Origin of the sequence: Bacillus sp. REN3 (genome assembly GCF_017912555.1) — a bacterium.
GTDB lineage: Bacteria > Bacillota > Bacilli > Bacillales > Cytobacillaceae > Mesobacillus.
Window position 1 is genome coordinate 1 of sequence record NZ_JAERSD010000038.1, and the last position, 21,912, is coordinate 21,912.

Genomic DNA, 21,912 nt, shown 5'->3' on the forward strand with positions numbered 1-21,912 from the left:
TCCTGAGCCAGGATCAAACTCTCCAAGAAAGAGTATGAGTTAGCTCATAATAAAAAACGTTGGCTCATGATCTTCATAAGAAGCCATGATGATTATTGTTTGTTGACGCTTGTTTGTTTAGTTTTCAAAGAGCAACTTTCACTGTGTCGCCCGGAAGCGACTAGGTTAATGTATCATAGAGCCGACTTGTTGTCAACACTATTTTCGCTCCAAGGCAATCCATTCGGTTGCCTGGCAGCGACGTTTTCTAATATAACAAGTTTACGGACTCAGGTCAACTACTTTCCCCAAAAAACTTTTGCCCTCGTCTAGGCTTTGTTGGACATTTTCTTTGTCGGCATGTATTTCAGGCACTCCCCAGGTGAAGCGACCTTTTTGAAAAGCGAGAAAAGAATCTGGTACCTCTCCTTCATTGCCCGCTTCACAATATGGTCAATCCGTTCGTCCTCAAGATCAAACAGGATTTCATCCAACTCCCGTTTGACGATATATTCAAGTTCCCTCAGTTCCTTTCCATTGATCAGGATTCCCAGCATGCAAACACCTCTTGTAAAAAATTTCACACGGTGCTTGTAGTCTTATCTTTATCGGCGAATTTTATAATCCATTATTTTTATTATCATATCTTTTTAAAAGAAGAATAAAAATGAGACAAGAGGTGTATGGACGAGGTGGTGAGGAAATGAATTTCTTTTTTGTGTTGAATGGAAGGTCAATAAAACAAATATTGGTGATTGTGATTGCTGCTTTTTTCACGGCATGGTTCTTTTACATGGAAAGCATTGTGCAGATCCCCGCTTTCTCCACAAAGGACGGGCCCAAGGCTATATACAAAGGAGAAAAGAACCTTGCATTGACCTTCAACATCGGCTGGGGCGATGAAAAAGCAGAGCCGATTCTGGATCTGCTTAAAAAGGAAAAGGTCCATTCTGTTACATTCTTCTTATCAGGGTCATGGGCGGAACGGCATCCTGACCTTGTCAACAGGATGATCAAGGAAGGCTATGAAATCGGAATGCTTGGATATGATTACAAGGATTACACCGACCTAGAGGATGATAAAATCAGAAGGGATATTTCCAAGGCCCAGGAAGTCTTCAGGAAGCTGAATGTGAAAAACATCGAATTATTGAGAGCTCCAACAGGGCACTTTGACCAGCGTACTTTGAAAATTGCCGGGCGGATGGGCTATACGGTTGTCCACTGGAGCGTCGACACAAAGGATTGGACTAATCCTGGAACAGCTAAGATTATCGAAAACGCCTCAAAGGCGAAACGAGGCGATATCCTGCTGATGCATGCCTCGGACTCTGCAAAACAGACTGCGGAGGCATTGCCTCTTGTTTTGAAAGACCTTCGCGCAAAGAACCTTAAGCTAGTTACAGTTTCAGAAATGATTGCCAACGGAGACTCTAATTCGAAAGAGATAAAGTAAAAAGAAAACCGTCCATTTTTATGCCTTGGACGGTTTTTTTGCAGCTGTTTTCTTCCCTGTTCCATGTTCTTGATTCCGCTTATTGCGCTCTTCCTGCGATTTCCGGTTAAGCTTATGGAGCACGAGCAGCTGATAAGCATTGCATGCCAGTAAAGGAAATAGCATCAGATAAAGCCAGCTATGTTCGTTCACCCGCAAAACTGGAACCCACTCCAGTACAGTGACCACGGTCATAAAAAACAATGCTGGTATGAAGGCTTCTTTATTCGTTTGTTTCGATTTGATGAAAGCTGCAATAAGGCCCGCCGCAAGAACAATCAGCGCAAGGCCTAAATAAGGAAGGATGCTGTCGCCGCTCTCCGCAAAAGCGTTATAACGAAGGTATACAAGGTCAAATAGTACAAACGCAATCAATACGATTTGGACAGGATTCCACAGTGATTTGAATATCCCAAGGCCAAAACGGTGAATGGTTAAATAAGCAAAGAACCCCATCTGGCTCAAAATACTGAAAATCAGCCCGACTCCTGCCAGCCAGAACAGGATGGACAAGAACTCAATCACACTAAAATCACTTAATAATTTCTGGAATTCGTTCCAGCGAATGATAAAGCCAACCACGCCAGTTGTCACAGCTCCGACAACAAGGGTGGTCAGAAATAAATGAACCCAATTACGGCTTGTCACGTTTTGATCCCCCACAATAGAATTAAACTCACTTCTTGATTGTACCAATGCCCATATGAAAAATCTAGGTGCCTGTATTCTTGCATAACAATTTGGCTTCCTACTCATCCTAAGATTAGGGCTTTTGTATGTGAAAGGGGATTGATTTTGATGAAGCTGATGAAATATGGTCTCCCCGTATCCTTATTGCTTTTAGCAGGCGGCTGTGCTCCAGCCGAGACGGGCGCGGGGCAGGTTGATTATGAAGAGACAAAGAAAATGGTTGTCGACATCTTGAAAACGGATGATGGAAAAAAAGCCATCCAGGAAGTGATGGGTGACGATGGCATGAAAGAAAAGCTGATAATGGACCAGACGGTCGTTACTGATACAATAAAAACATCCCTCACTTCTGATAAAGGTATGGAATTTTGGAAAAAATCCCTCGAAGATCCAAAGTTCGCTGAAAGCATGGCCAAAAGCATGAAAGCCGAAAATGAAAAACTGTTGAAGAACCTGATGAAGGATCCGGAATACAAAGGCATGATGATTGATGTCATGAAGGATCCCGAGTTGGAGAAAGAACTGACCAACGTCCTGAAAAGCAAGGAATATCGGGAGCACTTGCAAAAAGTGATGTCCGAAACCTTTGAAAGCCCACTTTTCAAAGCAAAATTGCAGGCTTTGATCGTCAAGGCAGCCGAAGAAATTTCACCGCAGAAAAAGGAAGGCGGCGATCAAGGTGGGGGCGGTGGTGATCAGGAATCGGGCGGCGGCAGTACAGGCTGAGGATAAGAAAAATCATAATGGAAGCCTCTCCCAGAAGGAGAGGCTTCGTTTTATTTATCAAGGATCTGAATGATTTCTTCGGCAATGTTCATGTAAATGGCGCCGATTTTATCGCTTTCCTGATACACAGAAGGTGCAAAATCCTCTTCATTCCACGTTGGCTGGCCAAGCGGAAGCTTCCCTAGCAGCTTCGTGTTCAGCTCATCGGCAAGCTTTTCGCCACCGCCTTGTCCAAAAACATACTCTTTTTCCATTGTCAGCTGGCTTTCGAAATACGACATATTTTCAATGACCCCAAGGATTTCATGCTCAGTCCTCAACGCCATCGCACCTGCGCGGGCTGCGACGAATGCTGCTGTCGGATGCGGGGTCGTGACGATGATTTCTTTTGTTGATGGAAGCATATTATGGATATCGAGTGCAACGTCACCGGTCCCTGGCGGCAGGTCCAGCAGCAGGTAATCAAGCTCTCCCCACTCCACTTCATTGAAGAAGCTGTTCAGCATTTTCCCAAGCATCGGTCCGCGCCAAATGATCGGTGCATTGTCTTCAACAAAAAAGCCCATCGAAATAACCTTCACCCCATGCCTTTCAACAGGAATGATTTTTTCGCCTCTAACGACCGGCCGTTTGGTGATGCCCATCATGTCAGGAACACTGAAGCCATAAATATCAGCGTCGACCAGTCCAACTTTCTTGCCGAGACGGGCAAGGGATACTGCCAGGTTGACGGATACCGTGGATTTCCCCACGCCGCCTTTCCCACTGGCAATGGCAATGAAAGTCGTTTTGCTGTTCGGGGACAGCAGGCCTTCCTCTTCTGGGGCTGCTGTTTGGAATTGGGAGAGAACCTCTGCAGGCAATTCAGAGAATCTTAATCCCACCGTATTTGCACCTGCCCCTTTCAGGATATTGACGATTTCCGTCTGCAGCTGCAGCTGTTCAGCCGTTCCTGTTTTGGCAATGGCTACCTTAACGCTTACATGGTTCTTCTCTTCTTTTATTTTGATTTCCTCAATTGCGTTTATTTCTTCGAGTGTTTTATGTAAAAATGGTTCCTTAAGGTCTTTTAGCAGTTCGCGTACCTTGGCTTCTGTCAACATAATGACACCCTCCTCCATGTTTTTTGCATCCTATAACAGTATACCACATTGTCAAAATTACTTACTGTTAAAGGAATCACACCATAACGAAAAAAGAGGGGTCGAGGACCCTTCTTCATTCTTCCCAAAACTTCTTCTCACTTGTGAAATAGCGGAGTATTCCTTCGTACACCGAAGCGGCGATCTTTTCCTGATATTCTTCCTGTTTCAAGTTTGCCTTCTCTTCAGGATTTGACAGGAAACCCGCCTCCACCAGCACACCCGGTTTATTTGAATTCTTCAGCAAAAAAATCCCGTTGGCTGGCTTCGCCTGCCGGTCCGTATTCTCCAGGTTATGGCGAAGCTGATCCTGGATCAATTTTGCCGCCCGTTTGTTTTCTTTTAAATTCGTCGAATAAAATGTTTGGGCCCCCTTCCACCTGGATGAAGGGATGGCATTCAAATGGATCGTGGCAAAAAAGTCCGCTTCCGATTCATTGATCATTGCCAAACGCCTGTGCAAGTCCTGTGACTTTCTCTTGCTATATCCCTTTAAACCTTTATCAGCAAGATCGGTGTCCGTTTCCCGCGTCATGATGACAAGCGCCCCCTGCTGCTGCAGATAATCCCGGATCATAAGCGAAATTTTCAGAGCGATTTCTTTTTCGATTGCTCCTTCCTTTACGGCTCCTGGATCTTCACCGCCATGGCCAGGGTCCAGGTAAATGATTTTTCCCGACAAAGGAAGGTTCCAGGATTCCCATGAATCATTCTCAGCAAAGTCATACTGCAATATTAGAAACAGCACAGCCAGGCCAGCTGCAAACAACATCATTTTTAACCTTCGTCTCATTTCCAAACCATCCTTCCCTGCTAGTCCCGGTTATTACACTATATGGGACAGGGATATGGTTTAGAACTGGCCGTCCGCACCCTAATGAAGCCTTAGCTTGTATTTTTTCTTCCCGGTCACGAAGCCATCTCGCCACCAGCTATCGACATACTGTTCGCATTGGTGGTATAGCGCTTCTGATTCAGTACCTTCTTCCCCGTTTCCCCAGAAAAGGAAAAAATGATAAAGTGTATCGATTAAATGCCTTTCTTCTACTGTGCTCCGGCTTTTAACCAGATCGATCGATTCTCCATAATACCCGAAACGGCCAAAGCTCGATCCCAATAAATAGGCTTCAATGGCGACATCATAGCATGCTTCCTCTATTCCCGAATTCATGATCAGGCTTGAGGCGAGCCTCGATGATGCGAAGTGTTGCTTTACCCTGTTTTGTAGGGCATTGATAGTTAACTCCCTGAGCATGGAGCGCTCGTATTTAATTTGCTTTTCCCTTCTTTTATCTATAAAAGTCGTGACGACATTCAATGTATTCTCACCCCTTAGGTGTATTGTTCAACCTGCCAGAGTGTGTAATACAGCTGACAACGACGATTCCGTTTCCAGTTTTCTGACGTTTACTGGATAAAACATTAGGAGAAATAGACCATTTCTGTATTTATTTTTCTGTTACTATCGGTACTTCCTTTAAATAGTCAGAATTGTTAGAATTAGGTTAACACCTAGAACCGGCTTCAATTTAATCTCCAAGGAGGGAAAGAAATGAAGCAATATGTTCATGTTATTCCTTACAAAGTGATTGCGGAGAATGAAGGGATCAAGGAAGTTCCTAGAGGTGTTGAGTTAATCCAGGCTCCTGAGATCTGGAGCGAGACAAAGGGAAAAGGAATGAAAGTGGCTGTCCTGGATACAGGCTGCGATACCGCACACCCTGATTTACAGGACCGGATTATCGGAGGCAAGAATTTTACAGACGATGATGGCGGCAATCCCGATCGCTTCCATGATTATAACGGTCATGGGACCCATGTCTGCGGGACGATTGCAGCCCAGGAAAATGATACTGGCGTGATTGGCGTTGCACCGGAGGCTGACCTCTTGATCGTGAAGGTTCTGAATAAAGCCGGATCAGGACAATATGAGTGGATCATCAACGGCATTCATTATGCCATCGAACAAAAGGCGGATATCATATCGATGTCGCTTGGCGGTCCTGCAGATGTCCCTGAATTGCATGATGCGATTAAAACCGCTGTTGAAAACAATATCCTGGTCGTTTGCGCTGCAGGGAACGAGGGTGACGGGGACGACTCGACGAACGAGTATGCTTACCCCGGTGCATACAACGAGGTCATCAGTGTCGGAGCGATCAATCTGGAAAGAGGGTCATCGGATTTCACGAATTCAAATAATGAAGTAGATGTCGTGGCGCCAGGCGAAAAAATCCTGTCTACTTACCTAAACGGGAAGTATGCCACTTTGAGCGGAACATCGATGTCCGCTCCGCATGTTTCGGGTGCCCTTGCACTCATCAAGGATTACTCTGTTAGGCAGTTTGAACGGTCGCTTTCCGAACCTGAGCTCTATGCGCAACTGATCAAAAGGACCATCCCGCTTGGCAATTCACCAAAGCTTGAGGGAAATGGACTTGTCTACCTGACTGTACCGGAACATTTAAGCAGGATTTTCGATGAAAGCTTTAAAACGCGGATGTTGGATACCGTGTATTAAATAGCAGCTAGTGGAAATTTTGGGCGTGGATCCTTAGTGGATCCGCGCTTTTTTGCGGTGACTCTCATTGGAAATAGTTCCCTTTTTTACGATGTATCATACCGAATCAGGGTTAACCTTTTTTTAACTGCGGCTGCATTGAATGTATATAGAAGGGTGGTCCTCTGAACGGCAGAGGTGGAACAATAACTTGTCAGAAGTGGACCAAAAACATGGCAAGCGTGGTACAAATCAATGGCTATATTCAAACAGAAAGGTTACTTTAAGGGGTAGTAAAAAAATACTCTCTGTCGCATGCCGAGTGAATATTTTTCCACTGTTTTATTAAGATGATCTATCATATTGAGTTTTTCCCTCAAGTGTTTCGCCCTTTCCCAAAAACCTGAATGATCTTTTACTAACCATAAGTTCTCCATTAACTTCAGATTTTCTCGCCCAGTTAAAACATTATATAGTAAGGGTGAATCAGGAATGTAAGCAATCCTTTTTTTATAAATCCACGTTTGAAATCTTAGGGGTTGAAATCATTTGGATATACCAAAGAAGAGAAGATGATTGAGAACGTTCACTTTAAATTCCATTTTGGAGAAGTTTGTGTAATTAAAGGGGAAAATGGCTCTGGTAAATCAACCTTGCTCAGAGTTTTATCGGGATTATGTGAATTTACCGGTGAACTATTTCTAAAGGACGAGAAGGTTTCCGATATTAAAGATAAGTTTAAATCATTAAGCTTTTTTCATGAACAAACCCCATAATACTTTTATGTACTAATGAATGACCATAGTAAAAAGTAATTTATCAAATCCGTATGGCATTAATTAATCATGTACTTGGGAAGCAATGTATTCAGCCATTCAATTCTAGTTATTAGAGAATTAAAATAGAAGCAGCTTTCCTCATTATGTATAAGGAAAGCTGTTCGTTTAAAACTATTCGTTATCCAATTTTCTTCATTGTTTTTGTCATTTCCTTATAGGTTTGTATTTTATCCGGGTCTATATTTCCGCCACTGATGAGGCAGCCTATTTTCTTACCGTTAACCTGAACTTTTTTGTATAAAATAGCTGCCAATGCTGCAGCGCCTGCCCCTTCGACCAGCATTTTCTCTCTTTCAAGCATGAACATAATAGCGTGGGCAATTTCTTCATCGGTTACCGTTACGATTTCATCTACATACTTTTCGATGATGGGATAGGTGATCACTCCTGGTTCCTTCACCATGATTCCATCAGCGATCGTGTGAATAGCATGTGATGACATCAGTTTTTGTCCAGTGAATTTATGGTAGGTTGCAGCCGCCCCAACTGCCTGCACACCAATGATTTTAACACTTGGCTTGAAGGCTTTGATGGCGAGTGCCACTCCCGAGATTAGCCCGCCACCGCCAATCGGTACAAAAATGACATCCAATTGGTCATTTTGCTGCAACATTTCCATTCCGATCGTCCCTTGCCCCGCAATTACCTTTTCATCGTCAAACGCATGGACAAAGGTACTTCCATTCAGGCTCATTTCTTCAACCGCTTTTTGACAGGATTCATCGTACGTTTCGCCGACCAGGACAATTTCCGCACCATATCCTTTTGTGGCAGAAGCCTTGGAAAAAGGAGTATGCTTCGGCATATAAATTTTCGACTTGATGCCCCTTAACGAAGATGCCATGGCTACCCCCTGGGCATGATTACCGGCAGAAGCAGCCAGAATGCCATTTTTCAGTTCCTCGTCGGTCAGGGATAAAATTTTGTTCATCGCTCCCCTTAGCTTAAACGATCCCGTTTTCTGCAGATTTTCCAGTTTTAAATAAACATCAGCATTACTTAAGTAATTTAAAGTCGCACTTTGCTTCAAAGGAGTCTGGTGCACTTTATCCTTCAGCTTTTCCATCGCTTCCTCGATTTGAACGCTCTTTAACAAATTCCCAATACGCTCACCTCAAAATGATTATTTAACTAATTCCCTCTTTTGCTTTTGCTGGACGAATGGCATCATTCTTCTCAGCTCTTTCCCAACCGCTTCGATTGGATGCTGCTTTTCCCGGTTATTAATCGCATTGAATTCGGCCCGGTTCGCCTGATTTTCCAGAATCCAGCCTTTCGCAAAACTGCCTGATTGAATGTCCTCCAACACTTCCTTCATGCGCTCCTTTGTTTCTTCATTAATAACCCGCGGGCCAGATACAAAATCCCCCCACTGAGCTGTGTCAGAAATAGAATGACGCATGCCTTCCAGGCCTCGTTCATACATGAGGTCAACGATTAATTTAAGCTCATGCATGCACTCAAAATAGGCGACTTCTTTTTGATAACCGGCTTCCACCAACGTTTCGAAGCCAGCTTTAACGAGTGATGTCAAGCCACCACATAAAACAGCCTGCTCACCGAAAAGATCAGTTTCCGTTTCTTCTTGAAAATTCGTCTCCAGCACTCCTGCCCTGGCAGCTCCTACACCTTTCGCATAGGCCAATGCCAGCTCCTTCGCCTGGCCAGTCACATCCTGGTGCACCCCAATCAATGCGGGAACCCCTGCTCCTTCTTCAAAGGTCCTCCTTACCAGGTGGCCCGGTCCTTTTGGCGCGACTAAGAACACATCCACATCCTCAGGGGGGACAATTTGATGAAAATGGACATTGAACCCGTGGGCAAAAGCAAGTGCCTTTCCAGCAGTTAAAGCTGGTTTGATTTCAGATTCATACACAGCTGGCTGCTCTTCATCAGGCAATAGCACCATGACCACTTCTGCCGCTTCACACGCATCCCTGACCGGCAATACCCGGAATTCATCTTCCTCAGCCTGAGCCCATGATTTCCCCTGACGCAATCCCACGACAACCTGATGCCCGCTATCCCGTAAATTTTGAGCATGTGCATGTCCCTGTGAGCCATACCCAATGACAGCAACCGTCTTCCCTTTTAAAACTTCCTCATTCACATCTGCTTGATAATAAACCTTAACCATTCCAACCTCGCCCCTTTTTTAAAAATTGTTCAGACTAATACCTTCTTCATCAGCGCTAGTTCCCTCTCGATAACCAGTTCGTCTGTCACATCCGTGACAAACAGGACATCAACCTGTTTATTGACCTGCTTCATCAGCTGCAGGAATTTATGGTCATCTTCAACCTCGAGAATGACAGACATTTTGGAGACATCCTTCAGCTCCGGGTATGCAACCCCTACCGCAAGGCTTTCAATTCTATATTGATGCTTGTGGAACATGCCCATAAGCCTGGTGAAAATCCCGTTTTGATTATGGACTAATGCTGTGACCATCCGCTTATTCATGGTTTCACCCCAATCATTTCATGCAGCCCATTCCCCGGCGCGACCATTGGATAGACCTTTTCATCAGGATTCACTCTGCAATCAATCAGGACAGGCTCCCGGTCTGTTAAAACTTCACTGAAAACTCTTTCTGCTTCTTCTGTACTGCTCACCCTATAAGCCTTTATTCCATAAGACTCCGCAAGCTTCAGGAAGTCCGGCTGCAGCGAAAAAATCGAATGCGAAAACCGTTTTTCATAAAAGGTTTCCTGCCACTGGCGGACCATTCCGAGTGATCCATTATTGATAATCAACACTTTCACTGGCAGCTTCCATTCTTTTAATAAGATCAGCTCCTGGAGTGTCATTTGAAATCCGCCGTCCCCGACGAGCGAAATGACCGTCGCTTCTGGTTCTGCCAGCTGCGCTCCAATCGCAGCCGGAAACCCAAATCCCATTGTTCCCAGTCCGCCCGATGTGACCCAGGAGTTTGGCTGCGAAAAGGAGTAGAACTGGGCAGCCCACATCTGGTGCTGGCCGACATCCGTCGTGACAATTGCTTCTCCATTCGTGTGCTTGTGAACTAATTCTATTACATGTTGCGGAGCAAGGAATTCTTCACTATCAGAGAACCTGTACGGGTACTCTTGTTTGTTTTTCGCTAATTGATTGAGCCAAAGCTGTGAATCTGCTCGTTGAACGGGATGATTTAACAGCATCTGCAAGACGGCTTTTGCATCTCCCACGATTGGAAAATGCGTCTCGACATTCTTGCCAATTTCCGCCGGATCAATGTCTGCATGGGCAACTTTGGCATTTGGTGCAAAGGCAGCCAAATTGCCTGTCAGCCGATCATCAAACCGGGCACCAATATTGATTAAAAGATCGCACTCATAAAGGGCCATGTTCGCGGTATAGCAGCCATGCATCCCCGCCATTCCCAAAAACAGCGGGTGCTGTGCCGGAAATCCACCGAGGCCCAACAAAGTATGGACGACAGGCAGTTGATACAGTTCAGCAAAAGCTAGCAATTCTTCCGAAGCCTTAGCATGCAAAACCCCTGCCCCGGCCAAGATGACAGGCCTCCGGGAATCTTGAATTGCCTCAAGCAAGCGATCTACCTGCAATGGATCAGGATGGACTCTTGGCCGATATCCCGGCAGGTGGAGCTCAGCCTCTGGCAAATAAGAAGTCTGAAGTGCTGTGAGATCCTTAGGTATATCGACTAAGACAGGCCCCGGCCGTCCTGTTGTCGCCAGATGGAAGGCTTCCTTCACAATCCTGGGTAAATCCTCTATCCTTCTCACCTGGTAATTCTGCTTTGTGATTGGCGCAGTCATCCCGACTACATCTGCTTCTTGAAAAGCATCTGTTCCGATAACCTGTGAAGCAACCTGTCCTGTAAAAATGACAAGCGGCAGTGAATCCATCATTGCATCGGCGATTCCTGTCACGACATTGGTAGCGCCAGGTCCCGAGGTCGCGATCACGACCCCGGGCTTTCCCGAAACACGCGCATAGCCTTCCGCCGCATGTATCGCTCCTTGTTCATGACGCGCAAGAACATGCTTGATCGGTGACCGGTGCAAAGCATCATAAATACCCAAAACAGCTCCGCCAGGATAGCCGAACAATAGCTCTACACCCTCACTTTTCAGTGCCTGGATGAAGAGATCCGCCCCATTCATGTTCACTTCTTCTGTTTCAAGAGTTACCATTGGCTCTTTTGCTTCCATCTCCATTTCCTCCTTTTCTTCCCATTGACCAATCAGGGCAAATTAAAAAGCCTTTCACCCCACACAACATCAATCATTGTGCAGGGGTGAAAGGCTTATAGCATTCCACGGTACCACCCTCATTCGCTGCATCTCTTGCAAAACACAGCCTTAAAAGGCAGCTCAGATCACTTTTTAAAAAAAGGGCTCTGGACTGTCTCGTTTTTGCTAACGAGTATACCCGTGTATACCCGGCTGTCCCTACTGCTATTTCAGGACAGCACTCAGAGGGGATGAAGGAATTGGCGTATTGCTGGCTTCCAGCGCGACCAGCTCTCTGTGAATACGGAATCCAATCCCTAAACCTCGTCATCGAGTTACCTATTAAATTTTCAGGATGCCACCCGTGCTTGCTGAGGTGACGAGCTTTGAATATCGAGCCAGATAACCTTTCTTGATTTTCGGCTCCGGCTGTTTCCATTGTGCTTTCCGCTCCTGAAGTTCTGCTTCTGGAACCTCCAGGGAAATCGTTCTTTCCTCTAAATCGATGAAAATAGGATCTCCATTTTCAACAAACGCGATTGGCCCTCCCTCAGCTGCTTCCGGTGAGATATGGCCAATGGAAATGCCCCTTGAGGCACCAGAAAATCGGCCATCCGTAATCAAGGCAACCTTCTTCTCAAGGCCCCTTCCAGCAATCGCGGCTGTTGGCGCAAGCATTTCCGGCATTCCGGGACCGCCTTTTGGCCCTTCATAGCGGATGACAACCACATGCCCCTCACGTACATCGCCACTTTCGATTCCAGCCAAAGCTTCATCCTGAGATTCATAGACGATCGCTTCACCCTTAAAAGTCCTGATAGAAGGATCCACTGCTCCTACCTTGATGACGCCCCCATCTGGTGCGATATTTCCAAACAGAATGGATAAACCGCCAACTGGACTATAAGCCGTTTCCTTGCTGCGGATTACATCACCATTTAGAACCTCGACATCCTTTACATTTTCATAAAGCGATTTACCCGTAATGGTGATTCGGTCCGGGTGTACAGCTCCTTCCATTTCACATAGCTGTTTGATAATTGCGCTGACTCCGCCGGCATTATGGACATCCTGCATCGAATAATGGGAAGCTGGGCTGATTTTAGACAAATAAGGAATCCGTTTCGCCACTTTATTAATCCGGCTCAGATCATAGTCAATTTCCGCTTCGTTCGCGATGGCCAGCGTGTGAAGCACCGTATTCGTCGAACCGCCCATCGCCATATCGAGCGCAAAGGCATCATCAATCGTTTCCTTGGTGATAATGTCTCTTGGCTTTATATCCTTTTTAATCATCTCTACCAAATGACGGGCTGCGTCATAGATTAATTGATGGCGCTCCTCCGATGTCGCAACAAGCGTTCCGTTTCCCGGCAGCGCAACACCGAGCATTTCCATAAGCGAATTCATAGAGTTAGCGGTGAACATACCCGAGCAGGAGCCACAGGTTGGACACGCATTCTGCTCGATATCCAGTAATTCCTCTTCCGACATCCTCCCAGATTGATAGGCACCAACGCCTTCAAATACGGACACCAGCGATAATGGCTGTCCAGTGCTCGATACACCAGCCTCCATCGGGCCGCCTGAAACAAATACCGAAGGAACATTCGTCCGCACTGCCGCCATCAGCATTCCTGGTGTGATCTTGTCGCAGTTCGGGATGTAGAAAACTCCATCGAACCAATGAGCATTAATGACGGTCTCGGCCGAATCAGCAATAAGCTCTCTGCTCGGCAGGGAATACCTCATGCCGATATGCCCCATCGCAATCCCGTCATCAACGCCAATCGTATTGAACTCGAACGGAATCCCGCCCGCCTCTCTGATTGCATCCTTGACGACATCGGCAAACTGCCTCAGGTGGACATGTCCCGGAATAATATCGATATACGAATTGCAAACGCCAATGAAAGGCTTATCAAGATCCTCTAATTTCACCCCGGTAGCATAAAGCAAACTTCTGTGCGGAGCACGGTCGACTCCCTTTTTAATCATGTCACTGCGCATACCATATCCCCCTAGATCCATCTCTATACGCTTTGCTGTTCATAAACTTTGACTCCGTCTTCCAAAACGGTTTTTCTAAACTCTTTTAAAAGTTGATTTGTGGCAGCACCTGGTTTTCCATCACCGATCGTCCGGCCATCCACCTTCACAACCGCAATGACCTCTGCCGCCGTTCCGGTTAAAAAGACCTCATCAGCCACATAGACATCATGCCTTGTGAAAACTTCCTCCCTCATCGTGAAGCCAAGATTATGGGCGATTTCAATGATGGCATTTCTAGTGATCCCCTCCAGTGCTCCCACATACCCAGGAGGGGTCAGGATCTCGCCATTTTTCACAATAAAAACATTATCCGCAGAGCCCTCCGCCACATAGCCTTGATCATTCAGCATCAGCGCTTCATTCACCCCGGATAAGCCGGCCTCAATCCGGACAAGGATGTTATTCAAATAGTTCAGCGACTTCACTTTCGGTGAAAGCACATCCGAGCGATTCCGTCTCGTAGCCACCGTGACAATCTCGATTCCCGACTCATATAACTCTTTCGGGAATAGTGCAAGCTCCTCCGCAATGACAATGACCTGCGGCCGTGAACAGGAGGCCGGGTCGAGACCTAAATTCCCTACTCCTCTGGAGACAACCACGCGAATATAAGCATTCAACAGGTCATTCACTCTCAAAGTCTCGACCACAAGATCGCTTAATTCATGTTTGCTGTAAGGAATGGACAACATAATGGACTTCGCCGAGTCATATAGCCGATTAATATGGTCCTGAAGCCTAAAGACATTGCCTTCATACACCCGAATTCCCTCGAAGACACCATCTCCGTATAAAAAACCATGATCATACACCGATACAACAGCGTCTTTCTTACTGACAAACTGGCCATTCAAAAAGATCAATTGCTCCTTCATCATCCATTCCTCATTTCCATATGTTTTTTAAATTTAATTTGGAAAATAAAAAAACTCGCCCCTAAAATAGGGACGAGTTGGCTCGCGATACCACCCTAGTTCCGTTAAGGGAAAGAAAAACCCACTTACGGCACTCAATCAACGTACAATCATACGCGTTCCTTGTAACGGCGGACCACCCGGCAACACTTACTGAAAAAGTTCAGCATTGCATCTCGGAGATGATTTTCGGATCAGTCCTGGACATCGGCTTTCACCATTTACCGACTCTCTGTGGAACAGGGCACTCATCTTACTCTTCTCGTCATCGATTTTATTTTCCTAAAGTTATTAATTATAAAATTATCAGGAGATAATTGATTTGTCAAACAAATTTTTGTTTGAGTCAAGAATTTGTGGGCGGTTTTTTTTACCACCTCATCCTGTAAGTGCATTCATGAATTTAGGTTCTGATTTTTGGTATATTCTAGCCTTTTAAAAACCAGCAATGATTTTGGTGCCTTATATAACTGGAAGCCTCCTGTTCAGCCGTCTCCAGTGTCTACACTGCACTGTTTAATTCAGTCATCAGTTTACGGCCGTCATAGCGGATAATGCTTTTTGCATCCGACGATAACGAGGATGATTGCGGAACAGCCTGCGGATGTCACGGGCCACATGGAAACGGTCAAAAGAAAAGAAAGCCCTATTTTGAAAGTGGTCGGTACAAGATGTGATCCATCTGGCACCATCCCCGTTAATCACTAGCTTATGTCCGGTGGGGTCATACTCGAAGTTCTCCATGAGAAACTCCTCGAAAGCCCCCCAAAAAGGCTGTTTTCCCCTGTGAATAAAGTGCCGTTTCCGTTGCTGGTTGGGCCGGAGATTTAATTACATCCACAAAGACCTGATTGATCGATCCCTGATGTAAAATACTATTCAGGGTGGCGGCTAAATGTGGAACCCCTATATCTATCTTATATTTTGGATCGTACACTTCATAAACGGGTGGACTACCTAATTGACTATCAGCCTTAGCGATAAATTCTTCATCTAAAGGACCGGCTGTCATATCCCAAAGATCGCCATAATAAGTTTTTGATCCCTCTTTAATATTTTCAAATTGACACGGTGATCCAAACTCTATTCCCCTGAAATCCTGGGTACGTGCCACATGCTTGAATTTTGCAATATCGACTCCTATAATAAGAGTCTGAGAAGTTATTTGAGCAATCTTCTTATTCTGGTTATAATTCATTTTAAAGCCTCCTGGTGTTTGAGATATTTGTCCTTTTTGCTGGCCAGCGTCAGGACTCTCTCATTCTACCAAGAGGTTATTTTTTTGTTCAAACTCCATTTTCTTTCATTACAGGAATGCTGCATCGTTAGTACAAAGTAAACCTCAGCTAGAAAGTAGCCGAGGTTTTACTGATTTTTTGATGGAGCCTGACGGATTTTACGAATCGCTTAACGGCGCGGTTTATCGAGGGCTGAATCCGTCACGGATTTTGCTATGGCATCGCCGCAAGTGGCGTATTTGTTGTCGCGCCGGGATTCGCCGCGGGATTCGGCGTACCTGACGGATTTTCGTGACATGTAGGGGAAAGAGCATAAGGGGGACGTATGACAAGCCTCGCTTCGCTCATTTGTCAGTCAGCATAGCTGACCGTCCCCCTTACTGCGAACATGAACGCTTACGCGTCCCTGTTCTTGGTCCTGCGCTACGCTCCGGACTGCTCATTCGAAGCGCCTATCGCCGCTTCCTAATTTAAAACCCTCTCCTCCATTCCCCCGGCGATCAATCGTGATCCCCGGGTGCATTTCGGTAGAAGACCTATTTCATGAACCATGTACTGCCTTCACGAAGCTCTCGCTTCGTTCGTACGCACATCAGAAAAATATTTGTACGCACGCCTGTCCGAAATACGGACCTGTGTGCGCATGCCCACACAGGTCATGAAGACCTCTTTTCGGCGTTCGAACAGCTGTCCGGAATGCTCGCACATCCCTGCCCACTACACACGAGTCAAAACCGTTTTGACGACAGCCCGACCCCCCGTCCCGGCGTTTCATAAATAAAAGACAAGAACACATCTTGTTTGATGAGAAATGCTTATACAAAGGCTAACCAACTGATTAGTCTTTTTATAGGTATAATATAAAGATTACCATTATAATGTTAATTAGAATTTATTTCTTTAGAGGAGAGGGTTATATGGATTCGTTATTAGTAATATTAGATATTTTTTTGGCATTTGCATATCTCTTTTTAATCGGGTTATTACGAAAAAAGATTATAAAAAAATATAGTTTTAAATCCTTATTATTTAAGAAGGTTATTCTAGCCTCCCCCATATTAATTATCTCAATCGGAATAGTTTTGTTTTTACCAAAGGGTTTCTTTGTTTTGTATGCTTTTTCAATGGGAGGGATTATTTATAGTTTACTTCTTTTAAGTATATCTCTGTTACTTTCATTATTTATAAGAAACGGGAAAAAATATAATAAAGTGGTTAAGTGGATAGATAATTTCTGATCTTAAGAATATAAATCAAATTTAAACATGTTTTGAGGTTATGTTAAAAATCCTCCTTCACCCGAAAAATTTTAATAAACTATAAAGTGCACCTAAAGGATTTTTCAAAAAAAAACTAATTAATTTTAAATTGCTGAGTGTTGCCCTACGTACACATGTCCAGTTTTTCTTAGCGATAAGCCCCGATTGCTACTGCGACGACAATCAGGGTCGGGAAATAGAATAACACCAAGGTGCACGACAGAAACGCTGACACCATACCTCCGGTTTCCTTCTCAAAGTGGGAAGCCTTCAACGAAAAATCGATCTGGTTGTTCTTGAGCGCAGCCACATGCTCGTACAATTTGACGTATAACCGTTCCTGATGGATAAAATAGCTGTCCAGTACCCAAAAGAAAAGAGCAGGAATCAGGGCCAGGAACATAAAATTAGCATTCATGTCTTCGATGTTGGCAAAAGCCAACAACCCCACCACCAGCGTCACCGTCCATCCTTTCAGGAAGAATGAATTGGACGCCATGCGGGATATGACGTTCTGAATCATTTCAAGGTGTCTCATTTTTTCTTCCATTTGTATTCATCTCCTGTGATTGTTATCTCTGGTAAGCCTCAGTCTTGATTTCTAGCACTCTCTTAATGAGGTAAAGTTGATCTAGCGGATGAGATTTCCAACCCTTGATCTCTCCCTTGACCTGGTCGCGCCATTTTGAAAGGTCTGATGTAGAGAGTGGTGTTAAATGACTGAGGTCTACATTATAGGAGACGTCCAGTTGTGACTTCTTTTCAGCCGCTTCAAATTTCGCATGTTTAATCAACAAGTCATGTCGGTCCGGCTTCCTCTTACGCAAAACGAGGGATGTCGCAATCTCACTGTATATCCACGGCGATTTCGTTTTGTCCTCCACGGCATCACGGGTCGTGAGGGACTTTGGAGTATTGACGAAGATAAGGCACTCGGTTTTATCCATCATTTTCGTCAAAGCGGATGACAGCATCATATGTACATGGCTGGTAGAGAAATTTCTTTGGTCGTAATCGTACATATCCCCTTTTTTGTTTCTGCAGTACACATCATCGATTTTCTTCAGGAGATCGTTTGCATATCCCCACACGCAGGAGTCGATAAAGGCCTTCAATCCGAATTCCTCTTTCAACATGGCCGCAAATGCCATGGTGAGTTTCTGATCACCATGGGAGTGAGAAAGGAAGATATCCGCCTTTACATCTGGAAACCAGTCATCCTGCAGCGCCGATCCATCGAGGCTCCCGTCATCCAGTACGAATCGATCCAATTCTTTTTGGATGTGATTTTTCTGTTGATTGTACGCCACTTCCCCCGCGCCTTTATAGTGCGAAAGAAACTGATTGTCCAATCCCTCCAAGTTAAATCCGGTAAACATAGTGAATCCTCCTTTTGTTGCCCATTCCGGTTTGTACCTAAAACGCACCCTTTTATTACCAGCCATGTCAATATGGGTCCATCATATATTTTTATATGTTTTTAGTTAGTACATATATAATAGAAGAAACTCGAAAGTCCTCCATTGAGCATGGATTTCAGCACAGGACAATCTCCCCTTGTTTTGTGATCGAGGCATGTTTTAATTAAAACCAGATAAACCCACAACCCCTTTTTCATGAGTGACCCCCACTATGAAAAAAAAGAAAACAGGCGCCCAAATGCGGGCGCTGACCCTTATTTTAAAATACTCCGTAGAACGTTAGATTCTATGCAGTTATGTGATTTTGGCTTATTTGTGAACCCGCCTTCGGCTGTTTCGCATCGAAGGAAAATAACTGCGTGGAATCTAAATCGCTATATTGATGGGGAAGGAAAAATATGGATTAAACCCTCAGAGGGTTTTTGGAAGGCAAAAAATTCACAAGTCCTGAAACAATTCTAACCTTTCAAGATATTCTCCAGACCTTCCAGACGATCATCGAAGATGGTGGAGGCGATATGAAATCATTAACAGAATTTTACATACATCATTATTTTCGAAATCAAGAAGATAAAGAGGTCACAATCCGTCAAAAAGAGTATTCGATTGTTTTGAGTTTTCTTACCTATTATGGATGGCAGGACCCGGGTTTCGGAACTTGTGAACCTGAACTGGGATGATCTGGACGTGAGGGAACGGACGGACAGCAACCCTGCCCTGTTTGTATCGAACCGGGGGCAGCGCATCAGTGTCCGGAATGTCCAGGACATCTTGAGCCGGTTGAATGATCGCTGCGGGTTCAGGAAAGGAACCGTCCATCCTCACGTCCTCCGTCATTCGTTTCTCTATCAAACGGCCAAAAAAGTTCCGCTTACGACCCTTACGCAGCTGGCCGGTCACGATGATCCGAAGACAACGATGATCTACACCACGCCGAATCTGCAGGAAGTCGGGGCGAAACTCGATGATTTATACCTGGAAGATGAATGAGCGGATAAAGAGGATTAAATTTCAAATAAAAAGCCGGATGACTCCTACGATGAGGAAATCTCCGGCTGTTTTTTATTACTCTCAGAATTGAGCTGGGACTTTAACAAGACGATATTTTTTGGTCCACATTTCTGTGCTTACGATTAATGTATCACCGTCTTTATCAAAAAATAGACTATTGCCATCCGCCTCTTTATAAACCCAATTTTTGCTGCTTACTAACTCCTCAATCTGTTTATTGACGTCTTCCGAATTCTTCATGATGTACCATGTTGCCTCATTGTCTTTTGAAATCTCGACTAATGGTTGATCCGATTCATTCAATTTCTGCACAGCTTCTTTCGGGGTGGATTCTATATCTGCCGGAAGGGCTGGGTAACGCAGCTGATTAAAAAAAATAAAAAGTGCTAATAGTACGATGCCAACCAAAACCGCGCCCATGATAACCCATTTTCTATTCACCTTATATCCCCCTTTCTCCATGAACTTACTTACTATTTTAACAAAAATCGGAAGATTCATATTCTTGTTTCCAGAAAAAATCCAAAAAGAATTATAGGCTGCCTCCGATAATTATATAGATGATTAATAAAAAGGAGAGATCAATATGCCGATGAAATTCACACCGACGACACCTGTCACATATGTACCATTTGATTTTGAGGGATTCACAAAATCACTCAGCGCCACTTTTGACCGTTATTCATTTTTTGAGGAATAGCGACAATACTGGATGAAGACTTTTCTTGAATGTGATGACCAGATTAAGGATTACATCAAGAGGTTCCCGGGTTCCAACCCTGTGATACAGCGCCTTTCACAGCAGCCCATTGTGGGTTTGGATCGATATGAAGTCTTTCAAGCCGAGCACATTACCGATTTCGGAACATTCACGTACCATTTCGATATACCAGCCATGAATAGAATAAAAGAAAAATTAAATGTTCCCGTAGAAGTCATCGGGAGGTCATCCTTACGTATTGACCCCAAAACCCCTCTTATCGAGGGTAAATTGGAGGACGAGCGATTCCCTTATTTTGTTCGTTTGTTTGGAATTAAAGACTCATTTATCTGCGTCGACGGGAACAAGCGGGTAAAAGCAATGGCTGAACGAGGGGATCAAGATTTCAGGGGGTATGTGTTTTACCCGGAACATGTGGAACGCGCCTTTTTTGGCCCACAGGACTATTACTTCTATATATTTATGTATGAACTCAACCTCATGTACGGAAAGATGATGGAAAACGGGAATGAACAAGACATTATCGGAGTCACCCAAATGCATCTCTGTCGATAACTATAAAATTGTTGAAACCCATCTAAGAGATGGGTTTTCATTTTTCACCCATTTTAATTCTAGTACGGTGCTATTTTCAGGTGAACTTTCCCTCTCTATTAACAAGGAATAATCCAATTATAATAAGAATCATTCCAGAAATCGTCATTAATTCTAGAGTGTTTTTAAAAACAAAATAATCTAGAATTGCTGTTACTGGTGGGACAGAATACAATAAACTTGTCACGTTAGTGAGGTTGCCGTTTTGAATCATATAATAAAGAAGAATCGTTGCCCCAACAGATATTACCAGCACCATCCATCCTAGTGATACTGTAAACATGGCTGTCCATTCGATGGATTGTTTAGTAACAATTGTGAGAACAAAGAGGACAATCGCCGCTCCGCTATATTGAATGGCCATGTTCGAAGGTTGACTGAGCTGTATATGTTTTTGTAAGAGAGTTCCTATGGTTATGCTTATAAGTGAAAAGAAGGCGCTGACAATACCTACAAAGCTGATCGTATTGATCGCAATACTATCCCCAACAACTAAAATAAGGCCAATAATTCCTAAAGATAATCCCATCCATTGAATCTCATTGCTTTTTTCTTTTGAAACCATTGTCGTAATAATGGGCTGGGCTCCTAAAAATATGGTCAAGACGCCTGGGGAAATATGATTATCAAGGGCAAGGAAATAAAAAATCTGATAGCCTGCCTGCATGCATAATCCGGTTAGTAAAATATAAGCCCATTCATTCTTTTTTGTAGGGATTTCTGTTTTTAAATATAAAACAACTCCCCAAAAAATGAACGCTGATAGAAAAAGTCTCAGGAACAGAAAAATAAAGGGATCAGCATAACGAAGTCCTAATTCAACAAAAATAGCCCCACTGCTCCACATGATAACAAAAGAATACGGGATTGTTTTTTTCCTTCTTTCTATTTCATGAGGTTTTTCTAGTTCAATGGCGTTTCTCATGGTAAGATCCCCCTATCAAAAAAGCCCTTGGTTTTCACCAAAGGCTTTGTGTTATTTTTAAACTTTTAATGGGCTTGGCCATTCAGCCATCGAAAAACGTTCTTTTAGATCGCGCTTTTCGATTAAATATTGTTAATGACGTTCTACAATGTCCAGAGATTGTCGGTATTAATTGTCCTAAAACTGACGGATTTACCGTCCAAAATG

24 protein-coding genes, 1 pseudogene and 1 other annotated feature are annotated in these 21,912 nt (G+C 44.2%); of the genes and pseudogenes, 8 read left to right on the forward strand and 17 right to left on the reverse strand.

Annotated elements, in window-relative coordinates; all coding sequences use genetic code 11:
• Positions 1 to 308: 308 nt before the first annotated feature.
• Positions 309 to 536, reverse strand: a complete 228-nt coding sequence (locus JJQ88_RS20190; RefSeq protein WP_210367844.1) for a DEAD/DEAH box helicase family protein — start codon at positions 534 to 536, stop codon at positions 309 to 311.
• Positions 537 to 682: 146 nt separating this feature from the next.
• Here JJQ88_RS20190 and pdaB point away from each other — a divergent pair, with 146 nt between their 5' ends.
• A complete protein-coding gene (pdaB, locus tag JJQ88_RS20195) occupies positions 683 to 1,435 on the forward strand; it encodes a polysaccharide deacetylase family sporulation protein PdaB (RefSeq protein WP_210367845.1) in 753 nt (250 codons plus the stop codon).
• Between the two features lie 18 nt (positions 1,436 to 1,453).
• Here pdaB and JJQ88_RS20200 read toward each other — a convergent pair whose 3' ends face one another.
• Positions 1,454 to 2,122 carry a KinB-signaling pathway activation protein gene (locus JJQ88_RS20200; RefSeq protein ID WP_210367846.1) on the reverse strand — a complete coding sequence of 223 codons (669 nt, stop codon included), beginning with the start codon at positions 2,120 to 2,122 and terminating at the stop codon, positions 1,454 to 1,456.
• A 150-nt stretch (positions 2,123 to 2,272) separates the two neighbouring features.
• Between JJQ88_RS20200 and gerD the strand changes: the two genes are divergently transcribed.
• On the forward strand, positions 2,273 to 2,890 hold the full coding sequence (gene gerD, locus JJQ88_RS20205; RefSeq protein WP_210367847.1) for a spore germination lipoprotein GerD: 618 nt from the start codon (positions 2,273 to 2,275) through the stop codon (positions 2,888 to 2,890).
• A gap of 50 nt (positions 2,891 to 2,940) precedes the next feature.
• Here gerD and JJQ88_RS20210 read toward each other — a convergent pair whose 3' ends face one another.
• The 3 genes from JJQ88_RS20210 to JJQ88_RS20220 all read right to left on the reverse strand — a co-directional run bounded on the left by JJQ88_RS20210 (position 2,941) and on the right by JJQ88_RS20220 (position 5,350).
• Positions 2,941 to 3,993, reverse strand: a complete 1,053-nt coding sequence (locus tag JJQ88_RS20210) for an Mrp/NBP35 family ATP-binding protein (RefSeq protein WP_210367848.1) — start codon at positions 3,991 to 3,993, stop codon at positions 2,941 to 2,943.
• A gap of 115 nt (positions 3,994 to 4,108) precedes the next feature.
• Positions 4,109 to 4,825 (reverse strand): N-acetylmuramoyl-L-alanine amidase CwlD, encoded by a 717-nt coding sequence (gene cwlD / locus JJQ88_RS20215; RefSeq protein ID WP_210367849.1) that lies wholly within the window; start codon positions 4,823 to 4,825, stop codon positions 4,109 to 4,111.
• 81 nt (positions 4,826 to 4,906) lie between these two features.
• A complete protein-coding gene (locus JJQ88_RS20220; protein ID WP_210367850.1) occupies positions 4,907 to 5,350 on the reverse strand; it encodes a YbaK family protein in 444 nt (147 codons plus the stop codon).
• Between the two features lie 234 nt (positions 5,351 to 5,584).
• Between JJQ88_RS20220 and JJQ88_RS20225 the strand changes: the two genes are divergently transcribed.
• Together JJQ88_RS20225 and JJQ88_RS20230 are read left to right on the forward strand one after the other, a co-directional pair.
• A complete protein-coding gene (locus JJQ88_RS20225; protein ID WP_210367851.1) occupies positions 5,585 to 6,553 on the forward strand; it encodes a S8 family peptidase in 969 nt (322 codons plus the stop codon).
• Positions 6,554 to 7,104: 551 nt separating this feature from the next.
• Entirely contained in the window at positions 7,105 to 7,308 is a 204-nt protein-coding gene (locus tag JJQ88_RS20230; RefSeq protein ID WP_210367852.1) for an ATP-binding cassette domain-containing protein, read from the forward strand.
• A gap of 181 nt (positions 7,309 to 7,489) precedes the next feature.
• Here the strand turns inward: JJQ88_RS20230 and ilvA are convergent, their stop codons facing one another.
• The 8 genes and pseudogenes from ilvA to JJQ88_RS21935 all read right to left on the reverse strand — a co-directional run.
• Positions 7,490 to 8,467: a threonine ammonia-lyase gene (gene ilvA, locus JJQ88_RS20235; protein ID WP_246861324.1), complete on the reverse strand. Its 978-nt coding sequence runs from the start codon at positions 8,465 to 8,467 to the stop codon at positions 7,490 to 7,492.
• Positions 8,468 to 8,494: 27 nt separating this feature from the next.
• Complete coding sequence (ilvC, locus tag JJQ88_RS20240; RefSeq protein ID WP_210367853.1) at positions 8,495 to 9,508, reverse strand: ketol-acid reductoisomerase; 1,014 nt, start codon at positions 9,506 to 9,508, stop codon at positions 8,495 to 8,497.
• Between the two features lie 29 nt (positions 9,509 to 9,537).
• Complete coding sequence (ilvN, locus tag JJQ88_RS20245; RefSeq protein ID WP_210367854.1) at positions 9,538 to 9,834, reverse strand: acetolactate synthase small subunit; 297 nt, start codon at positions 9,832 to 9,834, stop codon at positions 9,538 to 9,540.
• The gene (gene ilvB / locus JJQ88_RS20250) at positions 9,831 to 11,555 is read right to left on the reverse strand and encodes an acetolactate synthase large subunit (RefSeq protein WP_210367855.1); all 1,725 of its coding nucleotides are present in this window, start codon (positions 11,553 to 11,555) and stop codon (positions 9,831 to 9,833) included. Before ilvB ends, ilvN begins: the two co-directional genes overlap by 4 nt.
• Before the next feature lie 357 nt (positions 11,556 to 11,912).
• Positions 11,913 to 13,580 (reverse strand): dihydroxy-acid dehydratase, encoded by a 1,668-nt coding sequence (gene ilvD / locus JJQ88_RS20255; RefSeq protein WP_210367856.1) that lies wholly within the window; start codon positions 13,578 to 13,580, stop codon positions 11,913 to 11,915.
• A gap of 23 nt (positions 13,581 to 13,603) precedes the next feature.
• Positions 13,604 to 14,497, reverse strand: coding sequence for a branched-chain-amino-acid transaminase (ilvE, locus tag JJQ88_RS20260; protein WP_210367857.1), 894 nt, complete (start codon positions 14,495 to 14,497; stop codon positions 13,604 to 13,606).
• A 65-nt stretch (positions 14,498 to 14,562) separates the two neighbouring features.
• Positions 14,563 to 14,814, reverse strand: a binding site (T-box leader).
• A gap of 250 nt (positions 14,815 to 15,064) precedes the next feature.
• Complete coding sequence (locus tag JJQ88_RS20265) at positions 15,065 to 15,328, reverse strand: UPF0236 family transposase-like protein (protein ID WP_349237165.1); 264 nt, start codon at positions 15,326 to 15,328, stop codon at positions 15,065 to 15,067.
• 262 nt (positions 15,329 to 15,590) lie between these two features.
• A pseudogene (locus JJQ88_RS21935) lies at positions 15,591 to 15,734 on the reverse strand (IS110 family transposase); the annotation flags it as partial.
• Positions 15,735 to 16,691: 957 nt separating this feature from the next.
• On the opposite strand from JJQ88_RS21935, the gene JJQ88_RS20275 reads away from it, so the two are divergent.
• Entirely contained in the window at positions 16,692 to 17,012 is a 321-nt protein-coding gene (locus tag JJQ88_RS20275) for a hypothetical protein (RefSeq protein WP_210367858.1), read from the forward strand.
• Positions 17,013 to 17,181: 169 nt separating this feature from the next.
• Here JJQ88_RS20275 and JJQ88_RS20280 read toward each other — a convergent pair whose 3' ends face one another.
• Both JJQ88_RS20280 and JJQ88_RS20285 read right to left on the reverse strand, forming a co-directional pair.
• Positions 17,182 to 17,583, reverse strand: a complete 402-nt coding sequence (locus JJQ88_RS20280; RefSeq protein ID WP_210367859.1) for a hypothetical protein — start codon at positions 17,581 to 17,583, stop codon at positions 17,182 to 17,184.
• 22 nt (positions 17,584 to 17,605) lie between these two features.
• The gene (locus JJQ88_RS20285) at positions 17,606 to 18,412 is read right to left on the reverse strand and encodes a hypothetical protein (protein WP_210367860.1); all 807 of its coding nucleotides are present in this window, start codon (positions 18,410 to 18,412) and stop codon (positions 17,606 to 17,608) included.
• A 560-nt stretch (positions 18,413 to 18,972) separates the two neighbouring features.
• Here JJQ88_RS20285 and JJQ88_RS20290 point away from each other — a divergent pair.
• Entirely contained in the window at positions 18,973 to 19,134 is a 162-nt protein-coding gene (locus JJQ88_RS20290) for a hypothetical protein (RefSeq protein WP_210367861.1), read from the forward strand.
• A gap of 7 nt (positions 19,135 to 19,141) precedes the next feature.
• Complete coding sequence (locus tag JJQ88_RS20295) at positions 19,142 to 19,444, forward strand: tyrosine-type recombinase/integrase (protein ID WP_210367862.1); 303 nt, start codon at positions 19,142 to 19,144, stop codon at positions 19,442 to 19,444.
• Between the two features lie 81 nt (positions 19,445 to 19,525).
• On the opposite strand, the gene JJQ88_RS20300 is transcribed toward JJQ88_RS20295, so the two are convergent.
• Positions 19,526 to 19,906: a hypothetical protein gene (locus JJQ88_RS20300; protein WP_210367863.1), complete on the reverse strand. Its 381-nt coding sequence runs from the start codon at positions 19,904 to 19,906 to the stop codon at positions 19,526 to 19,528.
• A gap of 271 nt (positions 19,907 to 20,177) precedes the next feature.
• On the opposite strand from JJQ88_RS20300, the gene JJQ88_RS20305 reads away from it, so the two are divergent.
• On the forward strand, positions 20,178 to 20,741 hold the full coding sequence (locus JJQ88_RS20305) for a hypothetical protein (RefSeq protein WP_210367864.1): 564 nt from the start codon (positions 20,178 to 20,180) through the stop codon (positions 20,739 to 20,741).
• 76 nt (positions 20,742 to 20,817) lie between these two features.
• On the opposite strand, the gene JJQ88_RS20310 is transcribed toward JJQ88_RS20305, so the two are convergent.
• Entirely contained in the window at positions 20,818 to 21,705 is an 888-nt protein-coding gene (locus JJQ88_RS20310) for a DMT family transporter (RefSeq protein ID WP_210367865.1), read from the reverse strand.
• Positions 21,706 to 21,912 lie beyond the last annotated feature (207 nt).